Below are 14,588 nucleotides of genomic sequence, written 5' to 3'. Positions count from 1 at the left end.
AGCCCGCGGCGCCGTGCCGCGTTCGTTTCGACCGAAACAGGTTTGCGCGTCCGCATCAAGAGGCGCGGTCCGGTCGCATGAGCGCCGCGCTCCGGGCCATGGATGGGCCGAGGACATGCCGCAAAGCGGCATTTCGCGTTGGCCCTGCGCGTCATGCGCGCTATAGAGGCCGCCGAGATCCCCGAAGCCTCCATGGGAGCGAAGACCATGACCGAGTGGAAAAAGGCCGATTGGCGCGCCAAGCCGCGGGTGCAGATGCCCGATTATACCGACGCGGAGCGTCTCTCCGCCGTCGAGGCGCGTCTTGCCTCCTATCCGCCGCTGGTCTTTGCGGGCGAAGCGCGCCGCCTCAAGGCCAAGCTGGCCGCTGCCGGTCGCGGCGAAGCGTTCCTGCTGCAGGGTGGTGATTGCGCCGAGAGCTTCGCGGCCTTCAACGCCGACCATATCCGCGACACCTTCAAGGTGATGCTGCAGATGGCTGTGGTGCTGACCTTCGGCGCCAAGGTCGAGGTGGTGAAGGTCGGCCGCATGGCCGGCCAGTTCGCCAAGCCGCGCTCCGCACCGACCGAGACGGTGAACGGCGTCGAGCTGCCCTCCTACCGCGGCGACATCATCAACGGCTTCGACTTCACCCCCGAGGCCCGGATCCCCGAGCCCGAGCGGATGCTGCAGGCCTATACCCAAGCCGCCGGCACGCTGAACCTGCTGCGTGCCTTTTCGACCGGCGGCTATGCCGACGTGCACAAGGTCCACGCCTGGACGCTGGGCTTCATCGGCGCGCCCGAGGCCGAGAAGTACCGCGACATGGCCAACCGCATCACCGACGCGCTCGACTTCATGGAGGCCGCCGGCATCCGTGACGAGGCGGCGCATGCGCTGCAGACGGTGGAGTTCTTCACCTCGCACGAGGCGCTGCTGCTGGAATACGAGGAGGCGCTGACCCGCGTCGACTCCACCTCCGGCAAGTGGCTCGCGGGCTCGGGCCACATGATCTGGATCGGCGACCGCACCCGCCAGCCCGACGGCGCGCATGTCGAGTTCGCTAGCGGCGTGCAGAACCCGATCGGCCTGAAATGCGGCCCCTCGATGACCACCGGTCACCTAAAGGCGCTGATGGCCAAGCTGAACCCGCGCAACGAGGAAGGGCGGCTGACCCTGATCGCGCGCTTCGGCGCGGGCAACGTGGCCGAGCATCTGCCGCGGCTGATCAAGGCAGTGCAGGAAGAGGGCGCCAAGGTGACCTGGTCCTGCGACCCGATGCATGGCAACACGATCAAATCCTCCTCGGGCTACAAGACCCGCCCCTTCGAGAGCGTGCTGCGCGAGGTGCGCGAGTTCTTCGGCGTGCACAACGCCGAAGGCACGATCCCCGGCGGCGTGCATTTCGAGATGACCGGCGCCGACGTGACCGAGTGCACCGGCGGCGTCCGCGCCGTCACCGACGAGGATCTCTCGGATCGCTACCACACCGCCTGCGACCCGCGCCTCAACGCCTCGCAGTCGCTGGAGCTGGCCTTCCTCGTGGCCGAGGAGCTGTCGGCGCGGCGCGCCGGGATGCAGACCGCCGCCGCGGTCTGACGTCACCTGCCAGAGTTCGGAAAAGGGGAGCCTTGGGCTCCCCTTTTTATTGGTCGAATGGTGGTGTTTCAGCGGTCGGAATGGCTATTCTCGTTCGACACGACGAGCCGCAGATTCGATCGCGCGTCGCGCGCTTTTGCGGGAGGCGCCCCGATCCGCGCCGGCCCGGCAAGGCCGAAGCGACGCGGCCGCCCGGGCGGCAGGTCATGCAACAGCGCCCCGATCATCTGCGGCGCGGCGCCGAGCCTCTGCCGCAGGGGCAGCAGCGCCAGCCCGCCGATCGGGCCGGGCCCGCCTTCGACTAGCAGCGGCGCCCGGCAGGGGTGCAGTTCCGCGAAGCACCGCTCCAGCAGCGCCGCGAGCCGAATGTGATCGGCGCGTCGGAACAGGCGCGACAGCGGCAGGCCGCGTGCCTCGGTGCCGACGATCTCGCACAGCGCCCGTCCAGCCACCCGCAGCCGGGCCTGTCCCGGCGCGATCCGGTCGAGCACGAAGGCGCCGGGCAGCGCCGCGCCGATGCGGTCCGGATCGATCTCGTCGCGCGATGGCGGCAGGCCGCGAAGCGCGAGGCTGCGCCAGTAGCGCTCCAGCTGCGCCAACCGTGCCCCCGCGTCGTCTCCGGCGGGGACTGTCTCGTCACGCATTTCCATCCGAGTCCTCCACGATTTTGCCCTGTTTCCGCCATGATCTTACGGCGCGGCGGGCCGTTCGCGGCTTAATATCGGGTAAACTGATTAACGCGGGCCGGGGCCGCTCTTGCCCAGCGGGCGCGATGCGCCTAGTCCCGACGGACCGGAGCGGCACATCACGGGAGCAGCAGACACCATGCAAAGGCGCGGCCTACTCATCATCCTTTCCTCGCCCTCCGGCGCCGGGAAATCGACGCTGGCGCGGCGGCTGCGCGACTGGGACCCAACGCTCGGCTTTTCGGTCTCGGCCACGACCCGCGCGCCGCGTCCCGGCGAAACCGACGGCGTCGATTACCACTTCGTCACCGAAGAGCGGTTCAAGCATCTGGTGGCCGAGGGCGAGATGCTCGAGCACGCGCGGGTCTTCGAGAACTACTACGGCAGCCCGCGCGGCCCGGTGGCCGAGGCGACCGAGGCCGGGCGCGACGTGCTCTTCGACGTCGACTGGCAGGGTGCGCAGCAGATCTCCAACAGCCACATGGCCGATCAGGTGCTGTCGATCTTCATCCTGCCGCCCTCGATCGCCGAACTGCATCGCCGCCTTGTCGGCCGGGCACAGGACAGCGCCGAGGTGATCGAGCGGCGCATGCTCAAGAGCTGGGACGAGATCAGCCATTGGGACGGCTACGACTACGTGCTGGTCAATGACGACCTTGACGCGACCGAGGCGCGGCTCAAGATCATCATCGAGGCGGAGCGCCTGCGCCGCAGCCAGCAGCCTTGGCTGCTCGACCATGTCCGGTCGCTGCAGGCCGAGTTCGAGGAGAGATCATGACCCTGTATTCGCTCGACGGCGAGGCCCCCGAGATCGACGCGACCGCTTGGGTCGCACCCGGCGCGCATGTGATCGGCCGCGTGACGCTGGCCCCCGGCAGCTCGGTCTGGTTCGGCACGACGATCCGCGGCGATAACGAACGCATCACGCTGGGCGAGAACACCAACGTGCAGGAAAACTGCGTGCTGCACACCGACATGGGTTTTCCGCTCGAGATCGGCGCTGGCGTCACGGTGGGCCACAAGGCGATGCTGCATGGTTGCACGATCGGCGAGAACTCCCTGATCGGCATGGGCGCGACCGTGCTCAACGGCGCGAAGATCGGCCGCGACTGCCTGATCGGCGCCGGCGCGCTGATCACCGAGGGCAAGGAGATTCCCGATGGCAGCCTGGTGATGGGCGCGCCGGGCAAGGTGATCCGACAGCTCGATGCGGATGCGATCGAGAAACTGCGGCAATCGGCGCTGAACTACCGCGACAATGCCGCGCGCTTCCGCGACGGGCTCGCGGCGCTCTAGATACTTCCAGCGCCAGGCTGCGGCGCGCAGCTCAGTCGCACCTCGAGTTCCGGCACCGCCGCGGCGATCTCGTCTCGTACCATCGCGGGATGGGGTAGGGCGTCGGCGATGATCCGGTAGCTGCCGCGATAGCCCAGCTCCACAAGGCGCCAGGCCACTTCAAGCGCGTCGAAACCCGGCCCGCTCAGCGCCGAAAGCACGATGCGCGGAGACATCTTCCTGAGGATTTCGGAATCCAGCACCTCGAAGCCGCAGCGGGTGGCCGGGCTTCCGGGTCCGCCGACCGGTCGCGTGCCGGTGCCGCCGGTGATCAGGAGCATCGCAAGATCCTGATCGTTTGGTCTGGCGGTGATTTCGAGCATCGAGCAGTTCCGGAATTCGGGAGGGCGGCGCCCCGTGGCGCGGTGTCGCAGCCCCGCATACTGCGGTGCGTCGGGAAATGAAACGGGAAATTGGCTTTTCGTACAGGTTGGGACTGTGCCGAATGGCGATCGCGCGCTACGACCGCGATATGAACACCTCCTTGCTCGAATCTTTTGCAGGCGCCCTGCCGATCCCCGTGCTGCTCATCGATCCGAGCGAGCGGATCGCTGCGGCGAACCCGCCCGCGCTGCGGCTCTTCGGCGCCGCCCAAGTCGGTCGGCACTACATCACCGCGCTGCGCCAGCCCGCCGTGCTCGACGCGGTCGAGGCCTGCCTGCGCGACGGCGTGACGGGGCAGGCGCGCTATCTGGGGCGCGAGGGCAGCCGCGACACCAGCTGGACCGTGACGGCGGGGGCGGTGGCGCTGCCGCACGGGCGCGGCGCGGTGCTGAGCTTCGAGGATATCACCGCCGTCGAAGCGGCCGAGGCGATGCGCCGCGACTTCGTCGCCAATGTCAGCCACGAGCTGCGCACGCCGATCACCGCGCTGTCGGGCTTCATCGAGACGCTGCGGGGGGCCGCGCGCGACGACCCGGCGGCGCGCGAGCGATTTTTGTCGATCATGGAGCGCGAGGCCGGGCGCATGTCGCAACTGGTGGCCGACCTGCTGTCGCTCGGCCGGGTCGAGCAAGAAGAGCGACAGCGTCCCACCGGAACCGTCGATCTCTCGGCGCTGGTCGCGCAGGTGGCGGCGCTTCTGGAGCCGGTCGCGGCGCGCGACCGCGTGCGCATCCGTCTGGAATTGCCCGAGGCGCCGGTCTCCGTACCGGGCGACGAGGAACAGCTCAGACAGGTGCTGAGCAACCTCGTCGGCAACGCCATCAAGTATGGCGGCGCCGATCGCGACGTGACGCTATCCTTAGGCGCGCCGGCGCAACACCGGGAGCTGCGCGGGGCCGGCGTGCGGCTGAGCGTCACCGACCAGGGCGAGGGCATCGCCCCCCATCATATCCCGCGTCTGACCGAGCGCTTCTACCGCGTCGACTCGCACCGTTCGCGCGCGGTCGGCGGCACCGGTCTGGGCCTCGCCATCGTCAAGCATATCGTGAATCGTCATCGCGGCAGGCTCAGGATCGAAAGCGCGCCGGGGCAGGGCAGCAGCTTCTCCGTGATCCTTCCGGCGTCCTGACCCCTTGCCGCATGGTCATCCGAGCTAGATCGCCGGGTGTCATGAAAGTTTTACACAACTGTCACAGAACCGAGTTCCCGAAGGCCTAAGTCGGCCGCAACGGAGCGCCGGTAGGGGCTCCGGGGGAATGAACAACAGGAGCGATCCATGTCTCTCGTCAAGCTGACCGCCTCGAGCGCGGCCCTTATCGCCGCCACCGCCGGCTTCGCCACGGCCCAGAGCCGCGACAACGTTCAGATCGCCGGGTCGTCGACCGTGCTGCCCTATGCCTCGATCGTGGCCGAGGCCTTTGGCGAGAACTTCGACTTCCCGACCCCGGTGGTGGAATCGGGCGGCTCCTCGGCCGGTCTCGCGCGGTTCTGCGAGGGCGTGGGCGAGAACACCATCGACATCGCCAATGCGTCGCGCGCGATCCGCGAGGGCGAGGTCGAGAGCTGCGCCGCCAACGGCGTAAACGAGATCATCGAGGTGCGGATCGGCTATGACGGCATCGTCTTCGCCTCCGACATCGACGGCGAAACCTTCGCCTTCACCCCGGCCGACTGGTATCAGGCGCTGGCCGCCGAGATCCCGCAGGACGGCGCCATGGTCGCCAACCCGAACGCCTCCTGGGCCGACGTGAATTCCGAGCTGCCGGACCAGGAGATCCTGGCCTTCATCCCGGGCACCAAGCACGGCACCCGTGAGGTGTTCGAGGAGAAGGTCCTGCTCGCGGGCTGCGAAGAAACCGGCGCCTATGAGCAGATCCTCGAGATCAACGGCGGCGACGAGGATGCGGCCGAGGCGGCCTGCATGGAGACCCGCACCGACGGCGTCTCCGTGGACATCGACGGCGACTACACCGAGACCCTGGCCCGCATCGAGGCCAATCCGCAGGGCATCGGCGTGTTCGGCCTGTCCTTCTACGAGAACAACACCGACAGCCTGCAGGTCGCGACCATGTCCGGCGTCGAGCCCTCGACCGAGACCATCGCCAGCGGTGAATACCCGGTGTCGCGCCCGCTCTACTTCTACATCAAGAAGGCGCATCTGGGCGTGATCCCCGGCCTGCAGGAGTTCGCCGAGTTCTTCGTCGCCGACGAGATCGCCGGCCCTGACGGCCCGCTCTCGGCCTACGGTCTCGTCGCCGATCCCGAGCTTGCCGCGACGCAAGAGGCCGTCGCCAACGGCACCACCATGGACGCGATGTAACCCAGCCGTTATCGGAAAGGGGCGGCGCCAGCGCCGCCCCCACCGGCGCCTCCGGGTGCAAGACAGACAGACACCGCCCGGCCCGACGCGACCCCGCCTCGGGCCTCGACAATTGAAGGCCCTGCCATGACCCCGTCCTGGATCGCCCTGATCGTCCTGGCCATCGCTGCCGCCGGCTTCGTGCTGGCCCGCGCAAGGGCGCAGGCGGCGGCACGCCGCGAGGCGCGCAGGCTCCACTCCCTTCCGAATTACTATGGCTGGACCGCGGCGATCTATGCCGCCGGTCCCGCGCTGCTGCTGCTTGCCATCTGGCTCGTGGCCCAACCCATCGCCACCCGCAGCCTGACTTGGCCGGTGCTCGCCGCCGAGGCGGGCGAGAACGCCGTGCCCTCGCTGATGATGGCCGATGTGCAGCGTCTCGCCTCCGGGCTCGACGCGGCGGTCGCGACCGGGCGCCTGACCGCCGAAGAGGCGCGCGCCCTGCCGCCCGAGGAACTGCGCGCCGCCATGGCCGCCCAAGGTGTGGCGCTCGGCTCCGAGGTGACGCCGGCCACCCGCGACGCGGCGCTGCGCTGGCGCCGCCTGTCGGGCACCGGCGACCTGCTGCGCGGCATCGTCGTGATCGGCCTCGCCTTGGCGGGGGCGGCCTGGGGCGTGTCCCGGGCCAAGCCCGATTTCCGTGCCCGCAACGCGGTCGAACAGGCGATGCGCGGCGTGCTGGTCTCGGCCGCGCTGCTCGCGATCCTGACCACGGTCGGCATCGTGCTGGCGCTGATCTTCAACACGATCGAGTTCTTCCGCCTCTACCCGGCGGCCGAGTTCTTCTTCGGCACGACCTGGAGTCCGAGCTTCGGCGGCGGCTCCGAGCTGGGCATCCTGCCGCTGCTGTGGGGCACGCTCTACATCTCGATCATCGCGTTGCTGGTCGCGGTGCCGATCGGCCTCTTCGCGGCCATCTACCTCGCCGAATACGCGCATCGCAACGTGCGGTCCTGGGCCAAGCCGATGCTGGAGATGCTGGCCGGCATCCCGACCATCGTCTACGGCCTGTTCGCTTTGCTGACCGTCGGCCCGCTGCTGGTCGAAGCCTTCGGGCGCGGCGGTTATCTGGGTCTGGGCTGGATGCAGGGCGGCACTGCGGTGATGACCGCCGGTCTGGTGATGGGCATCATGCTCATTCCCTTCGTCTCCTCGCTCTCGGACGACATCATCAACGCCGTGCCGCAGAGCCTGCGTGACGGCAGCCTCGGCCTCGGCGCGACCCGCTCCGAGACGATCCGCCAGGTGGTGCTGCCCGCGGCGCTGCCGGGCATCGTCGGCGCGGTGCTGCTGGCAGCCTCCCGCGCCATCGGCGAGACGATGATCGTCGTGCTCGGGGCAGGGGCCGCGGCCCGGCTGTCGATGAACCCGTTCGACGCCATGACCACGGTGACCGCCAAGATCGTGAGCCAGCTCACCGGCGACGCCGATTTCTCCTCGCCCGAGGCGCTGGTCGCCTTCGCCCTCGGCATGACCCTCTTCGTGATCACGCTGGCGCTGAACGTCGTCGCGCTGTGGATCGTGCGCCGCTACAGGGAGCAATACGAATGACCGATATCCCGCAATCCGGCGCGACCCCGGTCGAACCTCCCGCGCCCAAGGGCGACTCGCTGCTCGTCACGGATGCGCGCACCAAGCGCCGCAACCGCGCCGAGCGCCGGTTCAAGGCCTACGGCATCGCAGCACTCGGCGTCGGCATGGCGTTCCTCGTGGCGCTTCTCTGGGCGATCCTGTCGAACGGGCTGACCGCCTTCACCCAGAGCTACGTGCAGCTCGACGTGCCGTTGCTTGAGGAAAAGCTCGACAAGGACGGCGACCGCGACCCGGCCAAGATCGCCAAGGTCTCGACTTTCGGCTATGCGCCTCTGATCGAGGCGGGGCTGGTGGATCTGGTCGAGAAGACCGGGGTCGAGACCGAGCTTGAACCCAAGGCGCTGACCAAGATCCTGTCCTCCTCGGCGGCCGCGCAGCTGCGCGACCGGGTGCTCGCCAACCCGGAACTGATCGGCCAGACCGTCTCGGTCGAACTGCTCGCCTCGAGCCGCGTCGACGGCTATCTCAAGGGTCGCGTCAGCCGCGCCAGCCTCGCGCGGGACAAGAACCTCGACGCCGAGCATCTCGACCTGATCGACGCCTGGCGCGACGCGGGGCTGGTCGAAAAGCGCTTCAACTGGGATTTCATCACCGGGGCCGACGCCTCAGACTCGCGCCCCGAGCAGGCGGGCATCGGCGTCGCGATGCTGGGCTCGCTGTTCATGATGCTGGTGGTGCTGATCCTGTCGCTGCCGATTGGCGTCGCGGCCTCGATCTATCTCGAGGAATTCGCGCCGCAGAACCGGCTCACCGACATCATCGAAGTCAACATCTCGAACCTTGCCGCCGTGCCGTCGATCGTCTTCGGTATCCTCGGCCTCGCGGTCTTCATCCAGTTCATGCATCTGCCGCAATCGGCGCCGCTGGTCGGTGGTCTGGTGCTGACGCTGATGACGCTGCCCACGATCATCATCTCGACCCGCGCCTCGCTCAAATCCGTGCCACCGTCGATCCGCAACGCTGCTCTCGGCGTTGGCGCGTCGAAGATGCAGGCGGTGACGCATCACGTGCTGCCGTTGGCGATGCCGGGCATCCTGACCGGCACCATCCTCGGCCTCGCGCAGGCCTTGGGCGAAACCGCGCCGCTCTTGCTGATCGGCATGGTGGGCTACATCGCGACCAACTATCCCGACGGCGTGGCCGAGGGCTTTCTCGCGCCCAACTCGGCGATGCCGGCGCAGATCTACGAATGGGCCAAGCGGGCCGATCCGGCCTTCTACGAGCGCGCCTGGGGCGGCATCATCGTGCTGCTGGTGTTCCTGCTGGCCATGAATCTCATCGCGGTGCTCCTGCGCCGCCGCTTCGAGCGGCGCTGGTGAGCGCTCAAAGGGCAGGGGGCCCGGACATGAACGACATGCGAACCATGGACAACACCGTGTTGAACGAAACCAAGATCACCGCGCGCGACGTGAACGTGCATTACGGCACCACCCACGCCATCAAGGGCGTCGACGTGGACATCGCCGACCGCACAGTCACTGCCTTCATCGGGCCGTCGGGCTGCGGCAAGTCGACCTTTCTGCGCTGCCTGAACCGGATGAACGACACCATCCCCGGCGCCGTGGTGACCGGCGAGATCAAGATCGACGAGGCTGACATCTACGACAGCCGCGTCGACCCGGTGCAGCTGCGCGCCAAGGTCGGCATGGTGTTCCAGAAGCCGAACCCGTTTCCCAAGTCGATCTACGACAACGTAGCCTACGGCCCCAAGATCCACGGGCTCGCGAAGAACAAGACCGAGCTCGACGAGATCGTCGAGAAGGCGCTGCGCCGCGGTGCGATCTGGGACGAGGTCAAGGACCGGCTGCACGCGCCCGGCACTGGATTGTCGGGCGGCCAGCAGCAGCGGCTCTGCATCGCCCGCGCCGTGGCGACCGAGCCCGAGATCCTGCTGATGGACGAGCCGTGCTCGGCCCTCGACCCGATCGCCACCGCGCAGGTCGAGGAGCTGATTGACGAGCTTCGCCAGAACTTCTCGGTGGTGATCGTCACACACTCGATGCAGCAGGCCGCGCGGGTGAGCCAGCGCACCGCCTTCTTCCATCTGGGCAACCTCGTCGAATACGGCGAGACCGGCAAGATTTTCACCAACCCCGAGGACAGCCGCACCGAGAGCTACATCTCGGGCCGGATCGGGTAAGGGAGCTAGGACCATGCAGGAAAAGCAGCACATCGCCTCGGCCTTCGACCGCGATCTCGAATCGATCCAGGCGCTGATCCTGAAGATGGGCGGCCTCGTCGAGGCGGCGATCATCGACGGCGCCCAGAGTCTCGCCGACCGCGACATCGAGAACGCCGAGCGGGTCCGGCGTGGCGACAAGGCGATCGACGCGCTCGAGGAGCAGCTCAACGAGGAAGCCGCCCGTGTCATCGCGATCCGTGCCCCGGTTAGCCGCGATCTGCGGGTGATCCTTTCGGTGCTGCGGCTTGCCGCCAGCCTCGAGCGGATCGGCGACTATGCCAAGAACATGGCCAAGCGCACGAGCGTGCTGGCCGAGCTGAGCCCGATCGAGGGCTCCGACGCTGCGCTCAAGCGGATGGCCCGCGAAGTGCAGAACATGCTCAAGGACACGCTCGACGCCTTCGTCAACCGCGACGCGGCGCTGGCGCATGAGGTGCTGCTGCGCGACCAAGACGTGGACCAGATGTACAACGCGCTGTTCCGCGAATTCCTGACCCACATGATGGAAGACCCGCGCGCGATCACCGCCTGCATGCACCTGCATTTCATCGCAAAGAACATCGAGCGGATGGGCGACCTGGTGACCAACATGGCCGAGCAGGTGATCTATCTCATCACCGGTCAGATGCCCGACGAGGATCGTCCGAAGGGCGACAACACCTCCTACGTGGCGAGCCCGGAGTGAGAGAATGCGCCAGGTGCAGCCCCATGTCCTGATCGTCGAGGACGAGCCGTCGCAGCGCGCGGTTCTGAGCTACAACCTTGAATCCGAAGGGTTTCGTATCTCCGAGGCCGAGGATGGCGATGCGGCGCTCTTGATGGTGTCCGAGGAGGTTCCGGACCTGATCGTGCTCGATTGGATGCTGCCCGGCGTCACCGGTATCGAGATTTGCCGGCGCATCAAGTCGCGGCCCGAAACCCGCGACGTGCCGATCATCATGCTCTCGGCGCGCTCCGAGGAGGTCGACCGGGTGCGCGGGCTCGAAACAGGCGCCGATGATTATGTCGTGAAGCCGTATTCGGTGACCGAGCTGATGGCGCGGGTGAAGGGCCAGCTGCGCCGGTCGCGACCGGCGGGCGTGGGCGAGACGCTGAGCTACGAGGACATCACGCTCGACGCCGAAACGCACCGGGTGCATCGCGACGGCCATCTCCTGAAGCTGGGTCCGACCGAGTTCCGGCTGCTCGCGACCTTCATGGAAAAGCCGGGGCGGGTCTGGAGCCGCGAACAGCTTCTGGACCGGGTCTGGGGCCGGGACGTCTATGTCGACACCCGGACTGTCGACGTGCATATCGGCCGGCTGCGCAAGGTGCTCTGCGCCCATGGCGGAGATGACCCGCTGCGCACGGTGCGCGGCGCGGGTTACGCGCTGGGATGATCGGATCGAAAGGGAAGCCGCATATCATGGCTTCCCACGTCCCATAACGATTAACTCATAATGAAGATTATGTAATTTACTGGATCGTTGCCGGTTCGAGATTTCGAATGATAGGTTTGGACATGTCCCACCTGTCGGAAATCCCGCAACCTGCCTTGAGGTTTGTGTCGCGCGTCGCGCAATGCGGCGAAAGCGAAGAGCTTTGGCATCTGCTTTGCGTAAGAATGAAGGATTACGGCTTCGATCGTCTCACCTATGCGATCACCCACCTATTTGATTCCGGCCCCGCCGATCCTACCAGTTGGGTCGTTCTCCATACACATGACGAAGGCTATGCGCGCCGCCTCTTCGGCGGCGGCGGCATGCTGCGCGGGACGCGGATCGCCGACTGGGCTTTCACCGAAAGCGGCGCTCTTCCGTGGAGCCGGTCCGATGAACTGCCGTCTGGAGATCCGACCGCCGAATTCCGTCTGCGGGAACTGGATCGTGCCTATAGGGTGTGCTCCGGGGTCACCATAAGTTTTCCGCCGCTGCCGCGACGCACCAAGGGCGTGCTCTGGCTTACAGCAAAGCCAAGCCTCGACCAGCAGCGCATCGACCGAATGTGGTACGAGCGCGCCGCCGAGATCGAGGCGCAACTCCACGTGTTTCACCTGCGCTTCCTGTCGCTGCCCTTCGGGCCCTACAAGCTGACCGCTCGTCAGAGACAGGTGCTCGAACTCGTGGCCTGCGGGCATACCACGCATCACATGGCGGAAGAGCTGGATCTCACACCGGCCACCATCGACAAGCATCTCAAGCTGGCCCGCGAGACCCTGGAAGTTGCCACGACGGCGCAGGCTGTGTTGAAGGCGTCACTCTTTAACCAGATTTTCAGTTGAGTTCGTTTTCGTACTTGTGTGGGTCAGGAATACCAGACTTCCAACGCGGCCCGCGCCATGAGATGGTCATTATGTTGACGAGTGAAGGCCGGTTTGGCCAAGTGATGCAGCCCTGGGAAGTGTTTGATCTGGCGCATGTATCAAACCGACAGCAGCAGGTCGGTATCCAGTATGAGATCGCCGCGTCCGTCACCGCCGCCGGGCGCGGCACTCTTTTGTAGCGACCCCTGCCCTTTGCGATCACGGTCGATTTCAGAATCGCACGGCTTTTCACAATCGCACGGCTTGGACGGCAGAACGAAGAACGCCGCCCGCAAATTGCGGACGGCGTCATTGTCGACATTGTGGAGCCGGATCAGCCCTTGGCGACCTTGGCCACTTCGGCGGCGAAATCCTCTTCCACCTTCTCGATGCCTTCGCCCACGGCGAGACGCACGAAACCGGTGATCGTGGCGCCGGCCTCTTTCGCGGCGGCTTCGACGGTCAGGTCGGGGTTCACGACGAACGCCTGACCAAGCAGGGTCGACTCGGCCATGAACTTCTTCATGCGGCCTTCGATCATCTTCTCGATGACCTGCTCGGGCTTGCCGCTTTCGCGGGCGATGTCCATCTGGACCTGCTTTTCCTTCTCGACGATCGCGGGGTCGAGATCGGCCTCGCCGAGCGCGGCGGGGTTGGCGGCGGCGATGTGCATCGCGACCTGACGGCCGAAGGCCTCGTCACCACCCGAAAGCGCAACCAGCACGCCGATGGTGCCCATGTCGGCAGCGGCGGCGTTGTGGACGTAGGTCACGACCTTCTCGCCCTCGATCGCGGCCATCCGGCGAAGGGTCATGTTCTCGCCGATCTTGGCGATCGCGTCGGTGATCAGCGTGTCGACCGGCTTGCCGTCGACCTCGGTGGTCTTCAGCTCCTCGAGGCTCGACGCCTTGACGCCGGCCTGCGCGATCTTCGAGACGAGGTTCTGGAAGTCGGCGTTCTTGGCGACGAAGTCGGTTTCCGAGTTCAGCTCGATCGCGACGCCACGGCCACCCTCGACGGCGACGGCCACGAGACCCTCGGCGGCGGTGCGGCCGGATTTCTTGGCGGCCTTGGCCAGGCCCTTGGTGCGCAGCCAGTCGACCGCGGCTTCCATGTCGCCGTCGGTTTCGGTCAGCGCCTTCTTGGCGTCCATCATGCCTGCGCCGGTGCTCTCGCGCAGTTCCTTGACCATGCTCGCGGTGATCGCCATCGCGTCTCTCCTAGAATTTGAATGGATTCCGGGCGCGGCATATCCGCGCCCGGCAACCGTGATGTGACGGTGCGCCTTATTCGGCGGTGGCGGCTTCGGCGTCGGCGGCGAGCTGCTCTTCGGTGAACTGCTCCATCGCCCCCATGTCGACGCCGGCGGCGCCGAGCTGCGCGCTCATGCCGTCGAGCGCGGCGCGGGCGGCGAGGTCACAGTAGAGCGCGATCGCGCGGGCGGCGTCGTCGTTGCCCGGGATCACGTAGTCCACGCCCTCGGGCGAGCAGTTGGTGTCGACGACGGCGACGACCGGGATGCCGAGCTTCTTGGCCTCGAGGATCGCCAGGTCTTCCTTGTTGACGTCGATCACGAACAGCAGGTCAGGCACGCCGCCCATCTCGCGGATACCGCCGAGCGAGGCCTGCAGCTTGATCTGCTCGCGCTCCATACCAAGACGCTCTTTCTTGGTCAGGCCGGCAAAGCCCTGCTCGGCGGCTTCGTCGATGGCGCGCAGACGGTTGATCGACTGCGACACGGTCTGCCAGTTGGTCAGCGTGCCACCGAGCCAGCGGTGGTTCATGTAGAACTGGGCCGACTTCTCGGCGGCGTCGGCGATCGGCTGGGCAGCCTGGCGCTTGGTGCCGACGAACAGCACGCGGCCGCCCTTGGCGACGGTGTCACGGATGACCTGCAGAGCCTTGTCCAGCATCGGGACGGTCTGGGTCAGGTCCATGATGTGGATGCCGTTGCGGGCGCCGTAGATGTACTCGGACATCCGCGGGTTCCAACGGGCGGTCTGGTGGCCGAAGTGGACGCCGGCCTCGAGCAGCTGGCGCATGGAGAACTCGGGAAGAGCCATGTCTCTATACCTTTCCGGTTTTGCCTCGACGGGGGATCAGGGCGGCTGCCCCAACCGGTGGACCTCGGGGGATTTCTCCCCCCGATAGGCCCGCCCCCGCCTGCGGGATTGATCGTGCGCTGCCCTT

15 protein-coding genes are annotated in these 14,588 nt (G+C 66.9%); 11 read left to right on the top strand and 4 right to left on the bottom strand.

Translation table 11 applies throughout. The features are described 5' to 3' along the window. Window positions 1-207 precede the first annotated feature (207 nt). A complete protein-coding gene (locus LOS8367_RS11185; RefSeq protein WP_085896716.1) occupies window positions 208-1,578 on the top strand; it encodes a class II 3-deoxy-7-phosphoheptulonate synthase in 1,371 nt (456 codons plus the stop codon). Between the two features lie 68 nt (window positions 1,579-1,646). Here LOS8367_RS11185 and LOS8367_RS11180 read toward each other — a convergent pair whose 3' ends face one another. Continuing rightward, the gene (locus LOS8367_RS11180) at window positions 1,647-2,222 is read right to left on the bottom strand and encodes a PAS domain-containing protein (RefSeq protein ID WP_165761451.1); all 576 of its coding nucleotides are present in this window, start codon (window positions 2,220-2,222) and stop codon (window positions 1,647-1,649) included. A 181-nt stretch (window positions 2,223-2,403) separates the two neighbouring features. On the opposite strand from LOS8367_RS11180, the gene gmk reads away from it, so the two are divergent. Both gmk and LOS8367_RS11170 read left to right on the top strand, forming a co-directional pair. Beyond that, window positions 2,404-3,042 carry a guanylate kinase gene (gene gmk / locus LOS8367_RS11175; RefSeq protein ID WP_085896602.1) on the top strand — a complete coding sequence of 213 codons (639 nt, stop codon included), beginning with the start codon at window positions 2,404-2,406 and terminating at the stop codon, window positions 3,040-3,042. Next, a complete protein-coding gene (locus LOS8367_RS11170) occupies window positions 3,039-3,560 on the top strand; it encodes a gamma carbonic anhydrase family protein (RefSeq protein WP_085896601.1) in 522 nt (173 codons plus the stop codon). Before gmk ends, LOS8367_RS11170 begins: the two co-directional genes overlap by 4 nt. Here LOS8367_RS11170 and LOS8367_RS11165 read toward each other — a convergent pair. Beyond that, on the bottom strand, window positions 3,557-3,922 hold the full coding sequence (locus LOS8367_RS11165; protein ID WP_085896600.1) for a hypothetical protein: 366 nt from the start codon (window positions 3,920-3,922) through the stop codon (window positions 3,557-3,559). The genes LOS8367_RS11170 and LOS8367_RS11165 overlap by 4 nt on opposite strands. Window positions 3,923-4,044: 122 nt before the next feature. On the opposite strand from LOS8367_RS11165, the gene LOS8367_RS11160 reads away from it, so the two are divergent. The 8 genes from LOS8367_RS11160 to LOS8367_RS11125 all read left to right on the top strand — a co-directional run bounded on the left by LOS8367_RS11160 (window position 4,045) and on the right by LOS8367_RS11125 (window position 12,377). Beyond that, window positions 4,045-5,112 carry an ATP-binding protein gene (locus tag LOS8367_RS11160; protein ID WP_242665570.1) on the top strand — a complete coding sequence of 356 codons (1,068 nt, stop codon included), beginning with the start codon at window positions 4,045-4,047 and terminating at the stop codon, window positions 5,110-5,112. A 147-nt stretch (window positions 5,113-5,259) separates the two neighbouring features. Further along, window positions 5,260-6,303, top strand: a complete 1,044-nt coding sequence (locus tag LOS8367_RS11155; RefSeq protein ID WP_085896599.1) for a substrate-binding domain-containing protein — start codon at window positions 5,260-5,262, stop codon at window positions 6,301-6,303. Window positions 6,304-6,429: 126 nt separating this feature from the next. Then, complete coding sequence (pstC, locus tag LOS8367_RS11150) at window positions 6,430-7,893, top strand: phosphate ABC transporter permease subunit PstC (RefSeq protein WP_085896598.1); 1,464 nt, start codon at window positions 6,430-6,432, stop codon at window positions 7,891-7,893. Next, window positions 7,890-9,254, top strand: a complete 1,365-nt coding sequence (gene pstA / locus LOS8367_RS11145) for a phosphate ABC transporter permease PstA (protein WP_085896597.1) — start codon at window positions 7,890-7,892, stop codon at window positions 9,252-9,254. The genes pstC and pstA overlap by 4 nt, the downstream gene beginning before the upstream one ends. 26 nt (window positions 9,255-9,280) lie before the next feature. After that, window positions 9,281-10,075 (top strand): phosphate ABC transporter ATP-binding protein PstB, encoded by a 795-nt coding sequence (gene pstB, locus LOS8367_RS11140; protein WP_085896596.1) that lies wholly within the window; start codon window positions 9,281-9,283, stop codon window positions 10,073-10,075. 13 nt (window positions 10,076-10,088) lie between these two features. Beyond that, window positions 10,089-10,802: a phosphate signaling complex protein PhoU gene (gene phoU, locus LOS8367_RS11135; protein ID WP_085896595.1), complete on the top strand. Its 714-nt coding sequence runs from the start codon at window positions 10,089-10,091 to the stop codon at window positions 10,800-10,802. A gap of 4 nt (window positions 10,803-10,806) precedes the next feature. Next, entirely contained in the window at window positions 10,807-11,496 is a 690-nt protein-coding gene (gene phoB / locus LOS8367_RS11130) for a phosphate regulon transcriptional regulator PhoB (RefSeq protein WP_085896594.1), read from the top strand. A 122-nt stretch (window positions 11,497-11,618) separates the two neighbouring features. Continuing rightward, window positions 11,619-12,377, top strand: coding sequence for a helix-turn-helix transcriptional regulator (locus LOS8367_RS11125; protein ID WP_165761450.1), 759 nt, complete (start codon window positions 11,619-11,621; stop codon window positions 12,375-12,377). Between the two features lie 355 nt (window positions 12,378-12,732). Here the strand turns inward: LOS8367_RS11125 and tsf are convergent, their stop codons facing one another. Continuing rightward, on the bottom strand, window positions 12,733-13,608 hold the full coding sequence (gene tsf, locus LOS8367_RS11120) for a translation elongation factor Ts (RefSeq protein WP_085896592.1): 876 nt from the start codon (window positions 13,606-13,608) through the stop codon (window positions 12,733-12,735). A gap of 76 nt (window positions 13,609-13,684) precedes the next feature. Continuing rightward, entirely contained in the window at window positions 13,685-14,461 is a 777-nt protein-coding gene (gene rpsB, locus LOS8367_RS11115) for a 30S ribosomal protein S2 (protein WP_085896591.1), read from the bottom strand. Between the last annotated feature and the right edge of the window lie 127 nt (window positions 14,462-14,588).

It is taken from the genome of Limimaricola soesokkakensis, from assembly GCF_900172345.1.
Classification (GTDB): domain Bacteria; phylum Pseudomonadota; class Alphaproteobacteria; order Rhodobacterales; family Rhodobacteraceae; genus Limimaricola; species Limimaricola soesokkakensis.
Note: the sequence above shows the minus strand (reverse complement) of the source record. Positions and strands in the feature narration are given on the sequence as shown.

What these genes read in the sequence shown, in the direction of transcription:
- LOS8367_RS11165 (WP_085896600.1), bottom strand. Translation starts at nt 3,922, where the DNA reads ATGCTCGAAATCACCGCCAGACCAAACGATCAGGATCTTGCGATGCTC.
- pstB (WP_085896596.1), top strand. Translation starts at nt 9,281, where the DNA reads ATGAACGACATGCGAACCATGGACAACACCGTGTTGAACGAAACCAAG.
- pstC (WP_085896598.1), top strand. Translation starts at nt 6,430, where the DNA reads ATGACCCCGTCCTGGATCGCCCTGATCGTCCTGGCCATCGCTGCCGCC.
- LOS8367_RS11180 (WP_165761451.1), bottom strand. Translation starts at nt 2,222, where the DNA reads ATGCGTGACGAGACAGTCCCCGCCGGAGACGACGCGGGGGCACGGTTG.
- LOS8367_RS11185 (WP_085896716.1), top strand. Translation starts at nt 208, where the DNA reads ATGACCGAGTGGAAAAAGGCCGATTGGCGCGCCAAGCCGCGGGTGCAG.
- tsf (WP_085896592.1), bottom strand. Translation starts at nt 13,608, where the DNA reads ATGGCGATCACCGCGAGCATGGTCAAGGAACTGCGCGAGAGCACCGGC.
- gmk (WP_085896602.1), top strand. Translation starts at nt 2,404, where the DNA reads ATGCAAAGGCGCGGCCTACTCATCATCCTTTCCTCGCCCTCCGGCGCC.
- phoB (WP_085896594.1), top strand. Translation starts at nt 10,807, where the DNA reads ATGCGCCAGGTGCAGCCCCATGTCCTGATCGTCGAGGACGAGCCGTCG.
- pstA (WP_085896597.1), top strand. Translation starts at nt 7,890, where the DNA reads ATGACCGATATCCCGCAATCCGGCGCGACCCCGGTCGAACCTCCCGCG.
- LOS8367_RS11155 (WP_085896599.1), top strand. Translation starts at nt 5,260, where the DNA reads ATGTCTCTCGTCAAGCTGACCGCCTCGAGCGCGGCCCTTATCGCCGCC.
- LOS8367_RS11170 (WP_085896601.1), top strand. Translation starts at nt 3,039, where the DNA reads ATGACCCTGTATTCGCTCGACGGCGAGGCCCCCGAGATCGACGCGACC.
- LOS8367_RS11125 (WP_165761450.1), top strand. Translation starts at nt 11,619, where the DNA reads ATGTCCCACCTGTCGGAAATCCCGCAACCTGCCTTGAGGTTTGTGTCG.
- rpsB (WP_085896591.1), bottom strand. Translation starts at nt 14,461, where the DNA reads ATGGCTCTTCCCGAGTTCTCCATGCGCCAGCTGCTCGAGGCCGGCGTC.
- LOS8367_RS11160 (WP_242665570.1), top strand. Translation starts at nt 4,045, where the DNA reads ATGGCGATCGCGCGCTACGACCGCGATATGAACACCTCCTTGCTCGAA.
- phoU (WP_085896595.1), top strand. Translation starts at nt 10,089, where the DNA reads ATGCAGGAAAAGCAGCACATCGCCTCGGCCTTCGACCGCGATCTCGAA.